The following is an 18,875-nucleotide window of genomic DNA, read 5'->3' as shown; positions in this document are numbered from 1 at the left end:
ATTAAGGCCGAATTTTCGATCAGGAGGTTTGTCCCATGCCCATGTACGAATACGAGTGTCAGGCCTGCGGCCTGGTTTTCGAGGCCCGGCAGAAATTTTCCGATGCGCCGCTGTCCGAATGCGGCTCCTGCGGCGGAGCGGTAAAAAAGCTGATTTCCCAGACGGCCTTCTCCCTCAAGGGGGGCGGGTGGTACCAGCAGGGGTATGCAGAGGGCGCAAAGCCCGCTGCCTGCAGCTCCCCGGGAGGCGCCCAGGGAGGCTGCGCCGGCTGCCCCAAGGCGGCCAACGAATAGCAAGGGCCCCGGTCGCAAAGACCGGGGCTTTTTGTTTTGCCCTTTCTCTTCTTTACAAGGTCGGGGTGGTTTCGTATAGTTTAAATTCACCTGCAAGGAGGATGTAAGCAGTGGAAAAGATTATCGACGGCAAGGCCATAGCGGCCCGGATGAGGCAGACCATTGCGGATGATGTAGCCCAGCTAACGGCCCGGGGCACCACCCCCGGCCTGGCGGTGGTGCTGGTGGGGGAGGACCCGGCCAGCCGGGTTTACGTCTCCATGAAGGAGAAGGCCTGCGCCCAGGCCGGCATCTATTCGGACGAGCACAAGCTGCCGGCCGAGACCAGCGAGGCCCAGCTCCTGTCCCTTATCGACGAGCTCAACAGCAACGAACGCATCGACGGCATCCTGGTGCAGCTGCCCCTGCCGGAGCACATCGACGAGGCCAAGGTGCTCGAGGCGATCTCTCCGGCCAAGGACGTGGACGGCTTTCACCCCTACAACGTCGGCCGACTCGTCACAGGAAACCCCCTTTTCCAGCCCTGCACGCCCTACGGGATCATGAAGATGCTGGAATATTCGGGGGTTGACCTGACCGGAAAGGAAGTCGTGGTGGTGGGCCGCTCCAACATCGTGGGCAAGCCCGTGGCCCTGATGTGTCTGGCCAAGCACGCCACGGTGACCCTCTGCCACTCCCGCACCAAGGGGCTGGCCGATACGGTGCGGCGGGCCGACGTGGTCATCGCCGCGGTGGGGCGGCCCGAGATGGTCAAGGGCGACTGGATCAAGGAGGGGGCCGTTGTCATCGACGTGGGCGTCAACCGGGTCGGCGAGAAGAAGCTGGTCGGGGACGTCGAATTCGAGGCCGCCCGGCAGCGGGCCAGCGCCATTACCCCGGTTCCCGGCGGGGTCGGTCCGATGACCATCACCATGCTCCTCTACAACACGGTGGAGGGCGCCAAGCGCCGCGACGCCAGCAAGTAGGATACGCCAGCAGCGCCCGGGACATGCCCGGGCGTTTGCTTTTTTACGAGCCGTCCTGGCGGGCGGCCCCAGGATGCCAAGCGCCGCGGTTCGCCGCGACTGCCAGAGCCGATGATCATCAGCGAACAGAAAAGCAGGGAAGAGCTTCTCAAGGCCCTCGAAGGAAAGACCCGCCTCTTCCTGGTGGGCTGCGCGGCCTGCGCCACGGCCTGCAAGTCCGGCGGCGAGGAGGAAGTCTTCCAGATGCAGGAGTGGCTCGCCTCGCTCGGCAAAGAGGTGACCGGCAGCGTGGTCATCGAGGAGGCCTGCCACATCATGCGCGCCGCCCGCGACCTGCGCCATCACAAATTGCCGGTGGAGGAGGCCGAGGCGCTACTGGTGCTGGCCTGCGGCGCCGGAGTCCAGGCCGTCTCGAGCAACACCGACAAGCGGGTCATCGGCGCCCTCAATACGCTATTTCTCGGCAACATCCGCCGGTTCGGCCATTACGAGGAGAAATGCTCCCTGTGCGGGGAGTGCATCCTCAATGAAACCGCCGGCATCTGCCCGGTGACCAACTGCGCCAAGGGGCTTCTCAACGGTCCCTGCGGAGGGATGGAAGACGGCAAGTGCGAGGCCGACCGCAATCTCGACTGCGCCTGGCACACGATCTTCGAGCGGCTCAAGAAGCAGGGGCGCAAGGGGGTTTTCGCCCGCGCCGTTTCCGCCAAGAACTGGGGCAAGGTGGGCAAGCCGGGCCGGCACAAGATCGGGAACAAGTGACGAGGGGCAAATTGTAGCTGAAGGGCTCCGGCTTCCGGCTTTCCGCCAACGACCTCGGCTTGTCCTTTGACCGGCCGTTGACCAACTGACGACTGACGACTGACAAACGGTTTCGGTTTTTATGTCCAAACTCCAGCAACAGCTCGACTCCGGAGAGTTCGTGGTCACGGCCGAGATCGCTCCGCCCAAGGGGACCGATGTCTCCGGCGCCCTGGCTGGCGCCCGCGCCCTGAACGGGGTGACGGCGGTCAACGTCACCGACAACCAGGGGGCCAATATGCGCATGACCCCCCTGGCCGTGGCGGCCCTGCTGGTACGCGAGGGGATCGAGCCGATCCTGCAGCTGACCTGCCGGGACCGCAACCGTCTGGCCCTGCAGTCGGACCTGCTCGGGGCTGCGGCCCTCGGGGTGGAGAACCTGTTGCTTCTTTCTGGAGACCATGTGCGCTTCGGGGACCATCCCGGGGCGAAGGCGGTCTTCGATCTCGATTCGGTCCAGCTGCTGCAGGTCGTGAACGGCCTCTCCGGGGGGCAGGACATGGCCGGCAAGTCCCTGGCCGGATCTCCCGCCTTCTTCGCCGGAGCGGCCGTGACCCCCGAGGCGGAGCCCTTCGAGCTGATGTTTCAGAAGTTCAGCAAAAAGGTGGAGTCGGGGGCGCGCTTTTTCCAGACCCAGGCGGTCTACGAACCGGCCCGGTTGGAGCAGTTCATGGACGAGGCTCGGCCCCTCGGGACGCCCATCCTCCTCGGGGTGCTGCTGCTCAAGAGCGCCAGAATGGCCCGCTTTCTCAACGAGCATATCCCCGGCGTGAGGGTGCCCGAGAGCCTGATCGCACGCCTGGAGGGAGCGGCCCGTCCCCTCGACGAGGGGGTGGCCATCGCCCGGGAGATGGTCGGGCATGCCCGGGAGCACTGTCAGGGGGTCCATCTCATGACCCTCGGGCACGAGGAGCGGATCCCCGAGATACTCGGCTGACCGGCCTGCACCCTTTTCTTTTGGCCGGACGGTAAATAACCCAGTAGCGGCTTGTTAGGGAGGGCGAAACCATGCTCAAGAAGACCCCCTTGCACGAGGTTCACAAAAAGCTCGGTGCGCGCCTGGTCGAATTCGGGGGCTGGGAGATGCCGGTGCAGTACCGGGGGGTCATCGAGGAGCATCTGGCGGTGCGCAATGCCGCCGGTCTGTTCGACGTCTCCCACATGGGCGAGATCGAGGTCGCAGGGGCCGGCGCCCTGGCTTTTCTCCAGGAACTCACCGTCAACGACGTCTCGAAGCTGGCCAACGGCCAGGTCCAGTACAGCGCCATGTGCCATCCCCACGGCGGGACCATCGACGATCTCACCGTCTACCGATTCGGTGCCGAGCATTACCTGCTCTGCGTCAACGCCTCTAATGCGGAAATCGATTTCGCCTGGATGGAAGAGGTGCTTGAGGAGGGGGATTTCCCTCCCCTGTCGCTTCGCAATGTCAGCGAAAACTTCGCCCAAATCGCCCTGCAGGGGCCGGCCAGCGAGACAATCCTTTCCCGCCTGACCGATACCGACCTGGCCCGAGTCACCTATTACCATTTCTGCGAAGGGCTGCTGGCCGGTGAGCCCTGCATCATCTCGCGAACCGGGTATACCGGCGAGGACGGGTTTGAACTCTACCTCGCCCCCGAAGCTGCAGAGACGCTGTGGAGCGCTCTGCTCGAGGCCGGCACCGCTGAAGGCCTGGTGCCTGCCGGGCTGGGAGCCCGGGACACCCTGCGCCTGGAAATGGCTTACCCTCTCTACGGCCACGAGCTCTCCTCCCAGATCTCCCCCCTCGAGGCGAGGCTCGGCTGGATCACCCGCCTCGACAAGCCCTCGTTCATCGGTCGCGAGGCCCTGCTGCGCATGAAGCAGGAGGGGCTGCCGCGGCAGCTGGTGGGGTTTGTCTTGACCGAGCCGGGGGTGCCCCGCGCCGGATACCCGGTCATGGCCGGGGGGAAGGAGGTCGGGGTGGTGACCAGCGGCACCATGAGTCCGATCCTGCGGGTGGGCGTCGGCCTGGCCCTGGTGCAGGCGGGCTATGGCGCCGAGGGGACGTCTCTGCAGATCGGCATCCGCAGTCGCCGGGTGGCGGCCCGGGTGACGAAGACCCCTTTCGTGGAGACGCGAAAGGTTCAATGACGGAACTGTTGATCAGGCTGGAGCGGCACCAGGGGAGACTGGGGCCGGGCAATGGAGATTTTTTCGAAGGAGGATGGCCATGGAATTTCCCGAGGATTTGAAGTACACCGAGGAGCATGAGTGGGTTCTCCCCGAGGACGACCTGGTGGCGGTGGGGATCACCGATTACGCCCAGGACGCCCTTGGGGATGTGGTCTTCGTGGAACTGCCCGAGGTCGGGGTTGTGCTCGAGGCCGGCAAGGCCTTCGGGGTGGTGGAGTCTGTCAAAGCCGTTTCCGACATCTATGCTCCCCTTTCCGGGGAGGTGGTGGAGATCAACGAGGAACTTACGGACACCCCTGAGCTGATCAATACCTCCCCGTACGAGGACGGGTGGATGATCAAGATCAAGGTGACCGATCCGGGCGAGGTCGAGGACCTGATGGACGCCGAGGCCTATCAGGCCTTCCTCGAGGAAGAGTAGCCGCCGGCTGCCCGAACCGGCGGGGGCCTGTCCCAGAGAAACGATTCCTCTTGCGGGATGATGAAAGCCCGGCGGCCCGGAACGGACCGGCGGGCTTTTGTCTTTGTTCCGCCGGGGAAATCCAGGAGGCAGTTTATGCGCTACATTCCCCACACCGAGGAGGACGTTCGCCAGATGCTGGAGGTGATCGTGGTCGGTTCCCTCGAGGATCTTTTCGAGGAAATCCCCCGGTCGGTGCGCCTGCAGCGGCCCCTGAACCTGTCCCGCCCCCTCTCCGAGAGCGAACTTCTGAGGGATCTGCGGGGCCTGGCTGCCCTGAACGCCACCGCCGAGACCCACCGCAGCTTCCTTGGCGGAGGCGCCTACAACCATTTCATCCCCGCGGTGGTCGACCAGATCATCTCCCGCAGCGAATTCTACACCGCCTACACCCCCTACCAGCCGGAAATCAGCCAGGGGACCCTCCAGGCGATCTTCGAGTACCAGACCCTGGTCTGCCAGTTGACCGGCATGGATGTGGCGAACGCCTCCATGTATGACGGCGCCTCGGCCTGCGCCGAGGCGGTGCTGATGGCCGCCCGGGCGACCCGCCGCAAGCGGGTGATCCTCTCCGCCGCGCTGCACCCCGAGTACCGGGAGACCGTCGCCACTTACTGCCGCTACCTGGACGTGGAGCTCGTGACGGTTCCCTTTGCGCCCGACGGCCGCACCGATCCGGCGGCCCTCGCGCCGCTGCTGGACGGGGAGAGCGCCGCGGTGGTGGTCGGCTATCCCAACTTCTTCGGCGCGGTAGAGGACCTCGCCGTGCTGGCGGAGGCGGCCCACGGGGTCGGTGCGCGGCTGGTGGCTGCGGTGCAGGAGCCGATCGCCCTGGGGTTGCTCAAGTCCCCCGGCGAACTCGGCGCCGACATCGTCGCCGGCGAGGGGCAGAGCTTCGGCATGCCGGTCGCCTTCGGCGGCCCGTACCTCGGCTTCTTCGCCGCTCGCCAGAAGGACGTGCGCACCATGCCGGGACGGCTCGTCGGCGAGACACTCGACAAGGAGGGCCGGCGCGGGTTCGTGCTGACCCTGGCCACCCGCGAGCAGCATATCCGGCGCGAGAAGGCCACCTCCAACATCTGCTCCAACGAGGGGCTCTGCGCCCTGATGGCCACGGTCTACCTGGCGCTGATGGGCAAGTCCGGCATCCGCGAGGTGGCGGTTCAGAACCTCTCCAAGGCCGAGTACGCCAAGAGCGCCATCGCCGCCCTGGAGGGCTTTTCGGTCCCCTTCTCGGCCCCGACCTTCAACGAGTTCGTGGTCGAGGCCCGGCAGGACGCCGGCGCACTGCTGGGGCGCCTGGAGGGGCAGAAGATCCTCGGCGGCATCCCCCTGGGCCGTTACTTCCCCGACATGTCCAACCGTTTCCTGGTCTGCGTCACCGAGCAGAACGGCCGGGAGGAGATCGACGCCCTGGTGGCGGCCCTGGCCGGAGGTGAACAATGAGCAGCGTCGGAACGAGCGGACTGGTCCTCAACGAGAAGCTGATGTTCGAACATTCTGACCCCGGCCGCAGGGGCTACAGCCTCCCTGCGCTTGACGTTCCCGAGGCGAGACTCCCTTTCGGGCTGACCCGGGAGGAGGTTCCGGGGTTCCCCGAACTCTCCGAGGTCGACGTGGTGCGTCACTTCACCCGGCTGTCGACCTGGAATTACGGCGTCGATTCGGGCTTCTACCCTCTGGGCAGCTGCACCATGAAGTACAATCCCAAGGTCAACGAGGCCGCCGCCCGCATTCCCGGCATGGCCGGGGTCCATCCCCTGGCCCCCGGCCACCATAGCCAGGGGGCGCTGGCCTTGATGCACGCCCTGCAGGAGGAGCTTGCGGAGATTTCCGGGCTGCCTGAGGTCACTCTGCAGCCCGCCGCCGGTGCCCACGGAGAACTCTGCGGCATGTTGGTGATCCGTGCATGGCACGAAGCCCGGGGCAATCCCCGCACAAAGGTGCTGATTCCCGATACCGCCCACGGCACCAACCCTGCGACAGCTGCCCTGTGCGGCTATGAGGTGGTTCCCGTCCCTTCCGACGGCGTGGTGAAGGCGGCGGTCGTCGCCGAGTTGATGGACGAGAACGTGGCCGGCCTCATGGTCACAAACCCCAACACCCTCGGCCTGTTCGAANGAATCCGAGATCAAGGAGGTCTGCGACATCGTCCACGGCAAGGGGGGGCTGGTCTACTGCGACGGCGCCAACCTCAACGCCCTGATGGGGATCGCCCGTCCCGGGGATATGGGGATCGACGTCATGCACTTCAATCTGCACAAGACCTTCTCCACCCCCCACGGCGGCGGCGGTCCCGGGTCTGGGCCCGTCGGGGTGACGACGGAGTTGGCGCCCTATCTGCCGGTCCCCGTGGTGGTTCGGGACGGCGAGGGCTTTCGCCTCGATTTCGACCGCCCGCGGAGCATCGGCAGGCTGCGCGCATTCCACGGCAACTTCGGCATTATCCTGCGGGCCTACGCCTATATCAGGACCATGGGGGGCGAGGGGCTCAAGCACGCCAGCGAGATGGCGGTGCTCAACGCCAATTACATCCGCGCCCGGCTGGAGGGGGTCTATCACCTGCCCTACAAGGAGCGTTCGCTGCACGAGGTGGTCTTCTCCGAGCGCGACCTGCCCAACGACTGCCACACCCTTGACGTGGCCAAGCGGCTCATCGACTACGGGTATCATCCGCCGACGGTCTATTTTCCCCTGGTGGTCAAGGGGGCGATCATGGTCGAGCCGACCGAGACCGAAAGTCAGGAGGTGATCGACTAGTTCTGCGAGGCGATGCTGGCCATCGCCGAGGAGGCGAAGGAGAAGCCGGAACTGCTGCGGCAGGCGCCGGTGCGCACCCGGGTAGGGCGGATGGACGAGACGGCCGCGGCGCGCCGGCCGCGACTGCGCTGGCAGGAAAGGGGTGGGGCAGGGGATCAGTAGATGGCCCGGCGCATCAGGTTGTACTGGAAAAAGGCGAATATGCTCAGGGTTTCTTTCGAGTAGGCGCGCGGCAGGCGTCCGAAGGGGGCGCCTTTGCGCACCGCCTCCACCGCCTCCTCGTCGAGATCTCGGTATCCGGAGCTCTCCATCACAATCACCTCACTGAGGCTGCCGTCCCGCCGGACGGTGATCTTGAGCAGGCAGGTCCCCTCCTCCTGTCTCTCTGAAGCCCGGCGCGGATAGTTCCAGACGTTGTAGATGTTGGTGCGAAGGCGCCGGAAAAAAGAGAGCAGGATGTCCTTTTCCGTGTCCAGCCAGACGGCGTCCCCCTCCTCGACGTCCTGCCGGTATTTGCTGCGCCACTGATTCTCGAGGCGGGCCACCGTGGTTTGGGGCAGGGTGAGAAGGGCCTGCAGGTCGGGCAAGGCGGTTGCGGGGGGCTGTGGCCGCAGGGGGGCGGGTTCGACAGGGACGGGAGCGTCGCCGGGGCGGCGCAGGGGCTCCCTTTGCTCGGTGGTTTTCTCGGGTTCGGCCCGTGCGGGCTGTGCCGGTTTGGGGGTCGGCGGAATGTTGGCCGCGGGGCGGCGGTCTTCAGGGGCGTCCCCCTTGGGAGCGGTTTCTCGTTTCACCACCTGGTCGGCGGCCCCAAGGCGTTTGGCGGGGGACTGCCTCGGAGTCTCCTGTTCGGGCGCCGGGGGCAGGTCGAGTTCCCGTTCGACGGCCCGGGGGGGGGCAGGGGGACGTATCTCCACGTAAACCGGCTTCTGGGGGGGCGCAGCGGGGAAGAGGCTCAGGTCCGGCGCCAGGTAGATGACCAGCAGGTGGAACAGGAGGGAGAGGGTGACGAAACCCGCAAGATGATAGCTGTGTCGCTGTTTCAGGGCGTGCTCCCGTTCGATTCGGGTTCTCCGGTCGTTAAGCAGACATTATACCCGAGACGGAGGTGAAAGGGCCAGCCATCTTTCCGCTTGCACCTTGCTAAACACCCGTTAAGCTTGGCATGTGCGGCAAAAGGGGTTGACCCATCCCGGGGCTTCGGCTATAAAGGGAGACCTTAATTCAAACCCTGTTTTGGAGGAGGAGATTGCAATGGATTTAGTGGGACAGATCAAGGCGAAGGCCCGTCAGTCTAAACAGACTGTTGTGTTGCCGGAAGGGTACGACGACCGCATGGTTCAGGCGGCCGGGCAGATTGTTCAGGACGGGCTGGCCGATGTGGTGCTGCTCGGCAGTCCCGACGCACTGACCGGCAAGGCTAAGGAACTGGGGGCCTCGCTCGAAGGGGTGACTCTGCTCGATCCGGCGGCGTCCCCCAAGCTCGAGCAATATGTCGACGAATTGGTCGAGATCCGCAAGAAGAAGGGCCTGAGTCGGGACGAGGCCCGAAAGCTTCTGACCGGAGAGGACAACCTGTTTTACGGGGCCATGATGGTGCGCAAGGGGGACGCCGGCGGCGCTGTTGCCGTGGCCTTCAACACCACCGGCGACGTTCTGCGGGCCGCCTTCCAGGTCATCGGCACCGCCCCGGGCATGAGGACCGTCTCGTCGGTCTTCCTCATGGTCACCAAGACTCCCGAATTCGGCGAGAACGGCGTGCTCTGTTTCGCCGACTGCGCCGTCAACCCCAATCCCGATGCCCAGGCCCTGGCCGAGATCGCGGTCAGCACCGCCCGGAGCTGCAAGAGCTTTCTCGGGGTGGACGCGCGGGTGGCCATGCTCTCTTTCTCTACCAAGGGCAGCGCCAAGCACGAAGACGCCGACAAGGTTCTCAAGGCTCTGGCTATCGCCAAGGAGCTGGACCCCGCCCTGCAGATCGACGGCGAACTGCAGGCCGACGCCGCCCTGGTTCCCAAGGTCGGCGCCAAGAAGGCTCCCGACTCTGCAGTGGCCGGCAAGGCCAACACCATTGTCTTCCCTGACCTGGACGCCGGCAACATCGGCTACAAGCTGGTGGAGCGCCTCGCCGGAGCCGAGGCCGTCGGTCCCATTGTCCAGGGACTGGCCAAGCCCGTCAACGACCTCTCCCGCGGGTGCTCCGTGGAGGATATCATCAGCGTTTCGGCGATCACCGCGGTGCAGGCCCAAGGCTAGATTTTCGGCCGGATTCGGTCACATCAAACAGGCATAATGGATAAAGAAAAGGCCGGCGGAATTTCCGCCGGCCTTTTTGTCGGTCCGGTTCAGGCTCGGGATGGTCAGGAGCGCTGGAAGTCTTTTCCGGCAAAGGAGTAGCTGAACTGCATGTGGTCCTTGTAGGTGTCTTCGAGAATGGCGACTACGTCCTCGGTGAAGACCAGTTCCTCGTCGGTAGGGATGACATAGACCTTTACGGGGGAGTCGGGGACGGTGATCTCGCTCTCCTTCTTGCGGGTCATGGTGTTGCGGTTCTTCTCCCTGTCAAGCTTTATCCCCATGAACTCCAGGCCCTCCAGGGTCTTCTCCCGGATCATCCAGCCCATCTCCCCGACTCCGGCGGTAAAGACGACGGCATCGACGCCGCCGATCGCCGCGGCGTAGGAGCCGATGTATTTCTTCAGGCGATAGGCCTCGATCTCCAGAGCCAGGGCGCAGCGCTCGTCGCCGGCCTCGGCTCCCTCGCTCACGTCGCGGCGGTCGGTGTACTTTCCGGTGATGCCGAGCACCCCGGCCTTTTTGTTCAGAATGGAGTCGATCTCCTTGGCGGAGAGGTTCTCCTGCTGCTGGATGAACATGGGGATGGCCGGGTCGATGTCGCCGCAGCGGGTTCCCATGACCGCCCCCTCGAGGGGGGTCAAGCCCATGGAGGTGTCCACGGAGACTCCGCCCTTGATGGCCGAGTGGGAGACGCCGTTGCCGATGTGCATGGTGATGATGTTGCAGTCCTTGGGGGCCTTGCCCAGCAGTACCGAGGCCCGCTTGGAGACGTAGAGGTGGCTGGTGCCGTGGAACCCGTAGCGGCGCACCCCGTACTTCTCATACCACTCGTAGGGCAGGGGATAGGTGTAGGCATGCTCGGGCATCGACTGGTGGAAGGCCGTGTCGAAGATGGCCACATGGGGCACGTCGGGAAGATTGGCCTGGGCCGCCTCGATGCCGGCGATGTTGGGCGGGTTGTGCAGGGGGGCGAGGTGCTGGACCTCCTTGATGGCATCAAGGACCGTTTCGTCGATGAGGACCGAGCATGTGAACTTCTCTCCGCCGTGGACCACCCGGTGGCCGACCGCTGAGATCTGTCCCATGTTGTCAACCACCCCGTGGACCTTGTCGGTGAGGGTCTTGATAATCAGGTGGATGGCCACCTTGTGGTCAGGGCACTCATATTCTTCGCGGTAGGTTTCCTGTCCGGGAACCTCGTGAATGATGAAGGAGTCGCCGACGGTGACGCGTTCCACCATCCCTTTGGCGATGACCTCTTTTTTGTCCCAGTCGAAAAGCTGATATTTGACAGACGAACTTCCACAGTTCAATGCAAGGATGTCCATTGAAGAAATGCCTCCTCCGTTTCGTTGATGCCAGATGGGCACGAGCCCACGTGCAGAATGCTGTTTTGGAATCCTCCCAAGTTTCCCCGTCAAGAGGCCCTGCAAGAGCCAACCCCTTGACCTTGGGAGAAAAGGAATGGGAAAAACGTTATAAAAGACTATAGGAAGCCTTGGGAAAAAGCAAGGTTTTTTGTGCTCACGGGGAGGCTTTGCGGTGGACACTCGGGGGCTCGATGTGACATAATTTCATGCGATTGTTTGGTCCCGTTCAAAGGAATAATAAACGTTCTAAACCGAAGGAGGAGATTGCCATGGCCTACACCATCAACGAAGAGTGCATTAACTGCGGCGCCTGTGAGCCTGCCTGCCCCGTCGACGCGATCAGCGAGCAGGGGGATGTCCGGGTGATCGATGCGGCGACCTGCACCGACTGCGGCGCCTGCGTCGATACCTGCCCCGTCGATGCCATTGACGCTCCCTAGTGACTCTCGGGGGCGGCCCTTCAGGGGCCGTCCCCGGCTTTTAGCGGGAGGGTTTTCGACCCCCTTCGGGGGCTTTTCTCCAGGGAGGAGAAGGAGGCGGAGATGTTTGGACTGGGTTCCACGGAACTGATCATCATACTTGCCCTGGTTATGATTATTTTCGGGGCGGGAAAGCTCCCCGAGATCGGCGGGGCGCTGGGCAAGGGGCTCCGCAGTTTCAAGAAAGCCGCTCAGGAGTCTGATGAAATCGACATCACCCCCGAACCGGAGGAGAAGAAAGAGGACCCGAAGTAGCTCTTACGCACCTTTTTGCCGGACCATACGCCAATGCCGCACCCGATCGAGTGCGGCATTTCTGTTTTCGGCGGTCTTCTTGCGGAGAGAGGGCTATTCCTGTTCGGTGCCGGGGCGCGAGTCGACCACCTCGGCGGTGAATTCGCTCAGGTCGGGGGGCAGGTTCCTGAATACGATGGCGAAGGGGAGGGCCTTGCCAGAGGCGACATTCAGGTTGGAGAGAGTGTCTCCGAACTGGTTGTTCATGTGCTCCTCGATGGTGGCGAAGGGGAGGTTGCGCAGGCTTTCGTTGTCGAGGGGGTTGCCGCAGAAGGCGGTTTGCTGAAGGAGGGGGTTGTCGTCGCGGTCAAAAAGGATTCCCTTGACCGCGATGGCAGAGCGCGTTTCCGGGTACTCATTGACCGCCATCCCCTTGATCACGAACATTCGGCCGATTTCCCGGTTCTCGACGAAGAACCCGGTCAGGTCGGTGAGCTTGACTTTGCCCGCCTCGGGAGCCTGTTGCCGGCTGCTGAATTGAGACAGCAGCGATTCGATGGAGGGGGTTTCCCCTTTCCAGAGGAAGTAGCCGACCACCCCGACGAGAGCCGCCAGGAGGGCCAGAAGGAAAAAAGTCAGGACCCAGAAGGGACTGCGCCTTTTTGGGGGGGGCGGTATCGGCAGGGGCTTCGCCTTGAGGCCGCCCTCCTCATCGGAGAGATCGTCAAGGGGGGGGTCGAGATTGGCGGAGGGGGGAAGCTGGTCCAGTTCGAGGGCCAGGGCATCCCCGCCGCCGGCCGGTTCGGCCGGAGTCACCTGCTCCTGGATTGGGTCCGGGGACTGGCCGAAATCGTCAGCGGCGGTTTCCGCCTCCTTCCCCTCGTTGAAATCGAATTCCACGGGGAAGCCGGATTCATCCGACTCGTCCCAGGTGAATTCATCGGTTTCCCCGGAGAATGGTTCGGGTTCCTTTTCACCGGGCCCGGCGAGGGCTCCGAGGTCGTCGAATCCATCCGACCGTTCCCCGCTGTCCTCGTCCCCAGAGAACGGTTCGCCGCCGGAGGATAGCGCCGGCGTGTCAAAGCCGCCCCCGAAGGCGTCCTCCACCTCGTCCGATGAACCAGGCCAGGACCATCCGTCTGGCTGGTCGGCCGGCTCCTGCTCGGGCTCCTCGGGAAGCTCTGGCTCCGCGGTCGGCACAGGGGGGGGGCTGTCCTCGGCCATGCCAAGTTCGGGCGGGAGTGGTTCTTCTGCGAAGGGGTCCACTCGGGCGGCGGATTCCTCTTCGCCGGACGGCGGGAAAAAGGCCTCGCCGCCCGGGGAGGGTTGGGTCGGGGCGGGGGCTGCCGGCGTCTCGGGGGCTGCCGGCGGCATGACCCGGAACACATGCTGGCAGCGCGAGCAACGGAGCTTGGCGCCGCCCGGTTTGATTTTGCTGTCGGCCACGTTGAAGCGCGTCTGGCAATCGGGGCACTGAATAACCATGTGTAATTTCCCTTGGGGCCGCTCAGCCCTCCTGCAGAAGGTGGATGTCCGGGAGGTTGCGGTAGCGCTCATCATGATCGAGTCCATAGCCGATGATGAAGCCTTCGTCCATGGTGATTCCGACGTAGTCCGCCTCTATGGGCACCTCACGGAGGGCTCGCTTGTCGATGAGGGTGCATATTTTGAGCGACCGGGGTTTGCGCTGCAGAAGATGGTGGTAGAGATACTCGAGGGTGTTGCCGCTGTCGATGATGTCCTCAACGATGATTACATCCCGCCCCTGGAGGGGGATCTCCAGGTCCTTGCGCATCTCCACGATCCCCGAAGAGCGGGTTTCGGACCCGTAGCTGGCCAGGCGGACGAAATCGACCACAACCGGCGATGAGATGGCCCGGACCAGGTCGGCGAAGAAAAGAAACGACCCTTTCAGGACTCCGGCCAGCAGGATCTCGCGGCCGTGGTAGTCCCGACTGATCTCTTTTCCCAGGCGCTCGACCTGCTCGGCGATAAATTCCCGAGAATAAAGGACTTTCATGGCTGGTTTGGGCATGGACTTCTCCGCTGAAAAGAGTAGGTATTCTATAGCAATTTGAGGAACATGTGTCAATTCATTCCAATGGATCGGCCACAAACCGCTGGCTGGACATGGTTAGAGTGTGCTACTATTTTTTTCAACCTGCGCCTGAAAGGCACCGCGGAAACGAGCGAGAAAGGAAGACCTTGCCATGAGGTACATACTTGGTTCACTGCTGCTTCTCTCCCTGGCCCTGGGGGCCGGGCCGGCCCGGGCCGGCGCTCCTAGGCTCGTCGCGGAACTTTCCGATTTCGACTTCGGCCGCGTCTATGCCGGAGAGAAGGTAGAGCACACCTTCTCTTTCCGAAACGAGGGCGATGCCCCCCTGAACATCGACCGGGTCCGCAGTTCCTGCGGCTGTACGGCGGCCCTGCTGTCGGCGACCCTCATCGCGCCCGGCGAGGCGGGGGAGATCAAGACCACGTTTGACACCACTCGGTTTCACGGCCAGGTGGCCAAGACCGTTTATCTTTATTCGGACGATCCCCTCCAGAACGTGGCTCAGTTTCACCTGCGCGGGCAGGTCCAGGCCGAAATCGTTCAGAAACCGAGAAGGCTCCAGTTCGGGGCCCTTCCCGCAGGAACGGAGAAGGAGGCCCGGATCACCCTCGCCAATAAGGGGGAAGACGTGGTGACCCTGTCTTCGGTGAGGGCAACGGCGCCCAACGTGCGTGCTGAACTCTCCACCGGCAAACTGGCCCCCGGGGAGAGTGCCCAGATCGTTGTCCGTGTTGTTCCGCGGGATGGCCAGCCGCGTCTGAACGCCTACGTTATCGTGGAGACCAGCAGCCCCCGCACCCCGCAACTGCGGATTCCCATCCTTGCAACCCTCGCCCGGACCCCCGCCGGCAAGTAGCTCTGCCTCGGCGCTCCCAATCGTCCCCCACCTGCAGGTTCCCACCTCGCAGGTGGTTCGTTGTTGGTTCCCTCCTTCAGGGATACGGCGAGGATATCGATCCTCGCCAGGGCAATCCCCTCCTGGCGCCCTGCCGATATCCGGCCTGCAGCCTCTGTTCGGTTACGCATATCCTGCCCCCTGAGTGAGCCGGGGCTTCTAGGTGTCGCCAGGCGTCTCGAGGAGTCGTGGATGAATGCCCCCTCCGGTGGGTCACGGGAAGCGATTTTGGGGGGTTGAAAGAACGTGATAAGCATCTATAATTTTAAGCGGTTTGATCGTTTTTCGTGGTGTCCCGTTCGGGTCGAGGCGGTTTTTGGGTGCCGGGGCGGGACGTTTTTCCCTTTTGTGCAGGAGGGTTCATGGAGTCCAACACCGTGCCACCGGCCCAGCGACGGTTTTTTTTGACCCTGATTCTGGGAGGCGTCGGAGCAACTCTGGCCGCCCTCGCCGGTTGGCCGGTTCTGCGCTTTCTCTCGCCCCGAAGTGATTCCGGCGGGGACAGCATAGTACGCGTTCCCCGGGGCCAGGTCCCCTTCGGCGGGAGTCACTTTTTTAATTATCGCGGCCGCCCCGCAGTCCTGCTTCAGCCTCGTCCGGGAGAGTATGTCGCATTGAGCGCGGTCTGCACCCACCTGGGCTGTATCGTCAAGTGGGAGGGTGACAAGGGGGAGTTCCTCTGCCCCTGCCATGGCGGGCGGTTTTCAGCGGAAGGAACCGTCCTGGGCGGACCGCCCCCGGCAGCCCTTCCTTCTTTCTCCGTCTCCCTGCAGGGAGAGGACCTGGTCATCGGATAGGAGGGGGTGGCATGGCGCTTTTGAGATGGATCGTCGACTGGGTGGACGTGAGGCTCGGGGTGAGAGCTGCCTGGGAGTCCAACTTCACCGGATACCGGCTGCCGCGCAACGTGAATGCCTGGTATGCCCTCGGGGCCGTTCTTCTCTCCCTCTTCGCCCTGCAGTTCCTGACCGGGATTCTGCTGCTGGTCTACTATGTACCCGACACCGAGAGGGCCTTCGCCAGCGTGGAGAGGATCATGAACGAGGTCCCCTTCGGCTGGTTGATTCGCTACCTCCACGTGGTGGGCTCCAACCTGATCGTCGTGGTGCTTCTGCTGCACATGCTCTCGGTGCTCTTTATGGGCAGCTACAAGAGGCCCCGGGAGTTGACCTGGCTCTCGGGGTTCATCCTGTTCAACCTGGCTCTTTTCCTTTGCCTCACCGGGTATCTGCTGCCCTGGAGCCAGCTCTCCTTCTGGGCCACCACCGTCGCCACCGACGCTGCCGGCGCGGTGCCCCTGGTCGGGGAAAAGCTGGTGACCCTGCTGCGCGGGGCGCCCTCGGTCGGGGCCCCGACCCTGGGCCGTTTTTTCGCCCTCCACGTCATGGGACTGCCCCTGGTGCTGATGGGCCTGATCTGTTTTCATCTCTTCTGCGTTCGGCGGGCGGGGGTCTCGACGCCTCCCTTCGGCGAGGATGCCCGGCCGGCGCAGTGCGGACCGGTCTTCACCCACGAAGATCACCCGGACGGCATCCCCTTCTTTCCCAACTACACGGCCAAGGAGATGGCGGTGGTGATGTTTTTTCTCGCCCTCCTGGCGGGGGTGACCTTCTTCGCCCCGCAGATCTTTATCCCCGCCGATGCTCTGGACCCGGCGGACCCCTTCAGTACCCCCGAGCACATCAAGCCCGAGTGGTATTTCCTGTGGGCCTACCAGACCCTGAAGATCTTTCCCAGCAAGCTCCTGGGGCTGGCGGCCCAGGGGGCGCTGATGACCTTCCTGGCCCTGTTGCCTTTTCTCGACCGCGGGGTCGAAAGGCGGCCCGCACACCGGCCTTTGTTTACAACCGCCTTTTTCCTCGGCATTTTCCTGATCGTGGCCATCTCCATCTGGGGGCATTATTCATGAGAGGATTATTCCTGGGAACGACAGCCTTGCTCGCGATTTTGTCTCTGGCCTCCGGCGCCTGGGGGCAGACGCCGGAGGCGCGCCCCGAGACGGTCTGCATCCAATGTCACGGCGGGTTGCAGGGGCGTCTGGGCGAGCCGGTGGCCCTCTGGGAAGGCAGCGTGCACGCGGCAAACGGGATCTCCTGCCACGGCTGTCACGGGGGCGATCCCACCGACTACGCCATGGCCATGAGCCCCGAGCGGGGCTTTGTCGGCGTCCCGACCGAGGAGGAGATTCCCTCCTTTTGCGGCAAGTGCCACGTCGGGGTCCAGGAGGATTACCTGCAGAGCGCTCACGGTCAGGCCCTGGGAGGGGGCGGCCCGCACTGCGTATCCTGTCACGGCAACCACGACGTACGCGAGGCGACCCACGACCTGATCAACTCAGAGGATTGCTCACGCTGCCACTCCTACGGCCGGGCGGAGGAAATTAAGGAGGCCGTCGCGGAGACCGACGGCATGATCAGGGGGCTGGACAGCTCCCTGGCGTCCCTGCACCGGCTCGGAATCGGAACCAAGGAGATGGCGGGCCGGCTCTTCTCCCTGCGCAACCGGTTCCATCGCCTGTTCCACACCGTGGACGTGGACAAGGTCCGCAGCGAGACGTCGGCATTCCAGGCGGAATTGGGGCAGATCGGGGAAGAGGTCGATGCTGTCGAGTCGCAGCTGTCCAAGCGCAAGCTGTGGGGGGCGATTGGGGTTGTGTTGCTGGTATTGGCAGGCTTTCTCTTCCTGCTGTTGCGAAAGACCTACGCCGAGGAGGAGGGGCTGGAGTAGACGCCTCGGCAAGGGGGAATTTGCGGTTGCATTCGCCCTCGCGATGGTATATAAAACTCCACTCGTGCGCGATTAGCTCAGCTGGATAGAGCGCTGCCCTCCGGAGGCAGAGGTCGCAGGTTCGAATCCTGCATCGCGCGCCAAGTAAAATCAAGGGGTTGCGGCTATGGCTGTGACCCCTTTTTTGTCATGGTGCGATGCCGGATTCGGGGGGGAAAGGCGATTGCTGACGTGGTTCCGGAAGAGCTGCCATGGTTGGCCGCGCCCGTGAGGCGAGGGGTGCCGGTGCAGGAGCAAGCGGGAAACCTTTGGGAGTGATTCTTCGTCATCTATGGTGAAAAGTGTTAAGGTGGACGCTTCGGAGCCCTTTTGCTAACCATGTCAGGCTCCGTCGGTTGTGGTCTTCCCGGGGCATGGGCGTGTCGTAATCGCCGTTGCTCGATTGGGCTGAACCGGTTCGGAGGAAAAAAATTCGATGCGCATTGCCTGGGGCCGTAGGGACGTGACGATCTGATGCCGGTGAATGCATGCATTCTTGGGACGGTTCCTCGTAAAACATGTCGCGGTCCACAAGGGGATTGATGTAGCCCGCGAAAAGGGGAAATACGTGGGCAATGGAACGGGAGGACGATATGAGGGTACTGGTTACCGGTGGGGCCGGCTTTATCGGATCGCACACCGTAGTTGAGTTGCTTGAGGCCGATCATCAGGTGGTTGTGGTCGACAACCTGAGCAACTCCTCTCTCGTGGCCCTTGAACGGGTGGCCGGAATCTGCGGCCGGGCGCCGGCTTTCGCCAAGGTCGATATCTGCGACAAGGCTGGCCTCAGGCAGGTCTTCGCAGAGCACAGACCCGAGGCCGTCGTCCATTTCGCCGGCCTCAAGGCGGTCGGCGAGTCGGTCGAAAAACCGCTGTCCTACTATCAGAACAACATCGCCGGCACCGCCACCCTCTGCGAGGTGATGGCAGAGCACGGGGTCAGGCAGCTGGTATTCAGCTCCTCGGCGACGGTCTACGGCGACCCCGAGACGCTGCCGATTCGGGAGGATGCCCCCCTCGGGGCGACCAATCCCTACGGCCGCACCAAGCTCTTCATCGAGGAGATGCTGCGCGACCTGCACGTCGCCGACCCCTCCTGGCGCATCGCGATTCTGCGTTACTTCAATCCCATCGGCGCCCATTCCAGCGGCCGCATCGGGGAAGATCCGCAGGGGATCCCCAGCAACCTCTTCCCCTTCATCACCCAGGTGGCCATCGGCCGTCGCGAGCGTCTGCAGGTTTTCGGCGACGACTACCCGACCGCGGACGGCACCGGGGTGCGGGACTACATCCACGTCGTCGACCTGGCCCTCGGTCACCTCAAGGCCCTGGAGCGCCTCG

19 protein-coding genes, 1 tRNA gene and 2 pseudogenes are annotated in these 18,875 nt (G+C 63.7%); 18 read left to right on the top strand and 4 right to left on the bottom strand.

Annotated features, from left to right (window positions below):
- Window positions 1-35: 35 nt before the first annotated feature.
- The 9 genes and pseudogenes from C0617_RS08980 to C0617_RS08945 all read left to right on the top strand — a co-directional run.
- Window positions 36-293: a zinc ribbon domain-containing protein gene (locus C0617_RS08980; RefSeq protein ID WP_291316686.1), complete on the top strand. Its 258-nt coding sequence runs from the start codon at window positions 36-38 to the stop codon at window positions 291-293.
- 110 nt (window positions 294-403) lie between these two features.
- Window positions 404-1,258, top strand: a complete 855-nt coding sequence (gene folD / locus C0617_RS08975; protein WP_291316685.1) for a bifunctional methylenetetrahydrofolate dehydrogenase/methenyltetrahydrofolate cyclohydrolase FolD — start codon at window positions 404-406, stop codon at window positions 1,256-1,258.
- 111 nt (window positions 1,259-1,369) lie between these two features.
- Window positions 1,370-2,020 carry a methylenetetrahydrofolate reductase C-terminal domain-containing protein gene (locus C0617_RS08970; RefSeq protein WP_291316684.1) on the top strand — a complete coding sequence of 217 codons (651 nt, stop codon included), beginning with the start codon at window positions 1,370-1,372 and terminating at the stop codon, window positions 2,018-2,020.
- Between the two features lie 121 nt (window positions 2,021-2,141).
- Window positions 2,142-2,996 (top strand): methylenetetrahydrofolate reductase, encoded by an 855-nt coding sequence (locus C0617_RS08965; protein ID WP_291316683.1) that lies wholly within the window; start codon window positions 2,142-2,144, stop codon window positions 2,994-2,996.
- 71 nt (window positions 2,997-3,067) lie between these two features.
- A complete protein-coding gene (gene gcvT, locus C0617_RS08960; RefSeq protein WP_291316682.1) occupies window positions 3,068-4,174 on the top strand; it encodes a glycine cleavage system aminomethyltransferase GcvT in 1,107 nt (368 codons plus the stop codon).
- A 79-nt stretch (window positions 4,175-4,253) separates the two neighbouring features.
- The gene (gcvH, locus tag C0617_RS08955; protein WP_291316681.1) at window positions 4,254-4,637 is read left to right on the top strand and encodes a glycine cleavage system protein GcvH; all 384 of its coding nucleotides are present in this window, start codon (window positions 4,254-4,256) and stop codon (window positions 4,635-4,637) included.
- A 135-nt stretch (window positions 4,638-4,772) separates the two neighbouring features.
- Complete coding sequence (gcvPA, locus tag C0617_RS08950) at window positions 4,773-6,122, top strand: aminomethyl-transferring glycine dehydrogenase subunit GcvPA (RefSeq protein ID WP_291316680.1); 1,350 nt, start codon at window positions 4,773-4,775, stop codon at window positions 6,120-6,122.
- Window positions 6,119-6,796, top strand: a pseudogene (locus C0617_RS17085) (aminomethyl-transferring glycine dehydrogenase subunit GcvPB); the annotation flags it as partial. The gene gcvPA and the pseudogene C0617_RS17085, both read left to right, overlap by 4 nt.
- A 1-nt stretch (window position 6,797) precedes the next feature.
- Window positions 6,798-7,598: pseudogene (locus C0617_RS08945) on the top strand (aminomethyl-transferring glycine dehydrogenase subunit GcvPB); the annotation flags it as partial.
- Here the strand turns inward: C0617_RS08945 and C0617_RS08935 are convergent.
- A complete protein-coding gene (locus tag C0617_RS08935) occupies window positions 7,592-8,350 on the bottom strand; it encodes a TonB family protein (RefSeq protein WP_291316678.1) in 759 nt (252 codons plus the stop codon). The pseudogene C0617_RS08945 and the gene C0617_RS08935 overlap by 7 nt on opposite strands.
- Before the next feature lie 337 nt (window positions 8,351-8,687).
- On the opposite strand from C0617_RS08935, the gene pta reads away from it, so the two are divergent.
- The gene (pta, locus tag C0617_RS08930; RefSeq protein ID WP_291316677.1) at window positions 8,688-9,689 is read left to right on the top strand and encodes a phosphate acetyltransferase; all 1,002 of its coding nucleotides are present in this window, start codon (window positions 8,688-8,690) and stop codon (window positions 9,687-9,689) included.
- Window positions 9,690-9,793: 104 nt separating this feature from the next.
- On the opposite strand, the gene C0617_RS08925 is transcribed toward pta, so the two are convergent.
- Window positions 9,794-11,059: an acetate kinase gene (locus tag C0617_RS08925; protein WP_291316676.1), complete on the bottom strand. Its 1,266-nt coding sequence runs from the start codon at window positions 11,057-11,059 to the stop codon at window positions 9,794-9,796.
- Between the two features lie 311 nt (window positions 11,060-11,370).
- Here C0617_RS08925 and C0617_RS08920 point away from each other — a divergent pair, with 311 nt between their 5' ends.
- Window positions 11,371-11,541, top strand: coding sequence for a 4Fe-4S binding protein (locus tag C0617_RS08920; RefSeq protein WP_291316675.1), 171 nt, complete (start codon window positions 11,371-11,373; stop codon window positions 11,539-11,541).
- A gap of 102 nt (window positions 11,542-11,643) precedes the next feature.
- The gene (locus C0617_RS08915; RefSeq protein ID WP_291316674.1) at window positions 11,644-11,835 is read left to right on the top strand and encodes a twin-arginine translocase TatA/TatE family subunit; all 192 of its coding nucleotides are present in this window, start codon (window positions 11,644-11,646) and stop codon (window positions 11,833-11,835) included.
- A 93-nt stretch (window positions 11,836-11,928) separates the two neighbouring features.
- Here the strand turns inward: C0617_RS08915 and C0617_RS08910 are convergent, their stop codons facing one another.
- Window positions 11,929-13,299, bottom strand: coding sequence for a DUF3426 domain-containing protein (locus tag C0617_RS08910; RefSeq protein ID WP_291316673.1), 1,371 nt, complete (start codon window positions 13,297-13,299; stop codon window positions 11,929-11,931).
- Window positions 13,300-13,321: 22 nt separating this feature from the next.
- Window positions 13,322-13,849, bottom strand: a complete 528-nt coding sequence (gene hpt / locus C0617_RS08905) for a hypoxanthine phosphoribosyltransferase (RefSeq protein ID WP_291316672.1) — start codon at window positions 13,847-13,849, stop codon at window positions 13,322-13,324.
- A gap of 175 nt (window positions 13,850-14,024) precedes the next feature.
- Here hpt and C0617_RS08900 point away from each other — a divergent pair, with 175 nt between their 5' ends.
- The 6 genes from C0617_RS08900 to galE form a co-directional block, all read left to right on the top strand.
- The gene (locus C0617_RS08900) at window positions 14,025-14,729 is read left to right on the top strand and encodes a DUF1573 domain-containing protein (protein WP_291316671.1); all 705 of its coding nucleotides are present in this window, start codon (window positions 14,025-14,027) and stop codon (window positions 14,727-14,729) included.
- Between the two features lie 401 nt (window positions 14,730-15,130).
- Window positions 15,131-15,565: a ubiquinol-cytochrome c reductase iron-sulfur subunit gene (locus C0617_RS08895; protein ID WP_291316670.1), complete on the top strand. Its 435-nt coding sequence runs from the start codon at window positions 15,131-15,133 to the stop codon at window positions 15,563-15,565.
- A gap of 11 nt (window positions 15,566-15,576) precedes the next feature.
- Entirely contained in the window at window positions 15,577-16,677 is a 1,101-nt protein-coding gene (locus tag C0617_RS08890; RefSeq protein ID WP_291316669.1) for a cytochrome bc complex cytochrome b subunit, read from the top strand.
- A complete protein-coding gene (locus tag C0617_RS08885) occupies window positions 16,674-17,495 on the top strand; it encodes a cytochrome C (protein WP_291316668.1) in 822 nt (273 codons plus the stop codon). Before C0617_RS08890 ends, C0617_RS08885 begins: the two co-directional genes overlap by 4 nt.
- Before the next feature lie 66 nt (window positions 17,496-17,561).
- Window positions 17,562-17,638 (top strand) — tRNA-Arg (locus C0617_RS08880).
- A gap of 489 nt (window positions 17,639-18,127) precedes the next feature.
- Window positions 18,128-18,875, top strand: a 748-nt coding sequence (gene galE, locus C0617_RS08875; protein ID WP_291316667.1) for a UDP-glucose 4-epimerase GalE, incomplete at its 3' end; no start/stop codon positions are given.

The sequence above is a fragment of the Desulfuromonas sp. genome, assembly GCF_002868845.1.
Classification (GTDB): Bacteria; Desulfobacterota; Desulfuromonadia; order Desulfuromonadales; family BM501; genus BM501.
The sequence above is the reverse complement of the archived record's forward strand: the minus strand, read 5'-3'. Positions and strand labels throughout refer to the sequence as shown.

What these genes read in the sequence shown, in the direction of transcription:
- C0617_RS08890 (WP_291316669.1), top strand. Translation starts at nt 15,577, where the DNA reads ATGGCGCTTTTGAGATGGATCGTCGACTGGGTGGACGTGAGGCTCGGG.
- C0617_RS08915 (WP_291316674.1), top strand. Translation starts at nt 11,644, where the DNA reads ATGTTTGGACTGGGTTCCACGGAACTGATCATCATACTTGCCCTGGTT.
- C0617_RS08980 (WP_291316686.1), top strand. Translation starts at nt 36, where the DNA reads ATGCCCATGTACGAATACGAGTGTCAGGCCTGCGGCCTGGTTTTCGAG.
- C0617_RS08925 (WP_291316676.1), bottom strand. Translation starts at nt 11,059, where the DNA reads ATGGACATCCTTGCATTGAACTGTGGAAGTTCGTCTGTCAAATATCAG.
- gcvT (WP_291316682.1), top strand. Translation starts at nt 3,068, where the DNA reads ATGCTCAAGAAGACCCCCTTGCACGAGGTTCACAAAAAGCTCGGTGCG.
- gcvH (WP_291316681.1), top strand. Translation starts at nt 4,254, where the DNA reads ATGGAATTTCCCGAGGATTTGAAGTACACCGAGGAGCATGAGTGGGTT.
- C0617_RS08900 (WP_291316671.1), top strand. Translation starts at nt 14,025, where the DNA reads ATGAGGTACATACTTGGTTCACTGCTGCTTCTCTCCCTGGCCCTGGGG.
- C0617_RS08895 (WP_291316670.1), top strand. Translation starts at nt 15,131, where the DNA reads ATGGAGTCCAACACCGTGCCACCGGCCCAGCGACGGTTTTTTTTGACC.
- C0617_RS08920 (WP_291316675.1), top strand. Translation starts at nt 11,371, where the DNA reads ATGGCCTACACCATCAACGAAGAGTGCATTAACTGCGGCGCCTGTGAG.
- hpt (WP_291316672.1), bottom strand. Translation starts at nt 13,849, where the DNA reads ATGCCCAAACCAGCCATGAAAGTCCTTTATTCTCGGGAATTTATCGCC.
- C0617_RS08910 (WP_291316673.1), bottom strand. Translation starts at nt 13,299, where the DNA reads ATGGTTATTCAGTGCCCCGATTGCCAGACGCGCTTCAACGTGGCCGAC.
- pta (WP_291316677.1), top strand. Translation starts at nt 8,688, where the DNA reads ATGGATTTAGTGGGACAGATCAAGGCGAAGGCCCGTCAGTCTAAACAG.
- gcvPA (WP_291316680.1), top strand. Translation starts at nt 4,773, where the DNA reads ATGCGCTACATTCCCCACACCGAGGAGGACGTTCGCCAGATGCTGGAG.
- C0617_RS08885 (WP_291316668.1), top strand. Translation starts at nt 16,674, where the DNA reads ATGAGAGGATTATTCCTGGGAACGACAGCCTTGCTCGCGATTTTGTCT.
- C0617_RS08970 (WP_291316684.1), top strand. Translation starts at nt 1,370, where the DNA reads ATGATCATCAGCGAACAGAAAAGCAGGGAAGAGCTTCTCAAGGCCCTC.
- C0617_RS08965 (WP_291316683.1), top strand. Translation starts at nt 2,142, where the DNA reads ATGTCCAAACTCCAGCAACAGCTCGACTCCGGAGAGTTCGTGGTCACG.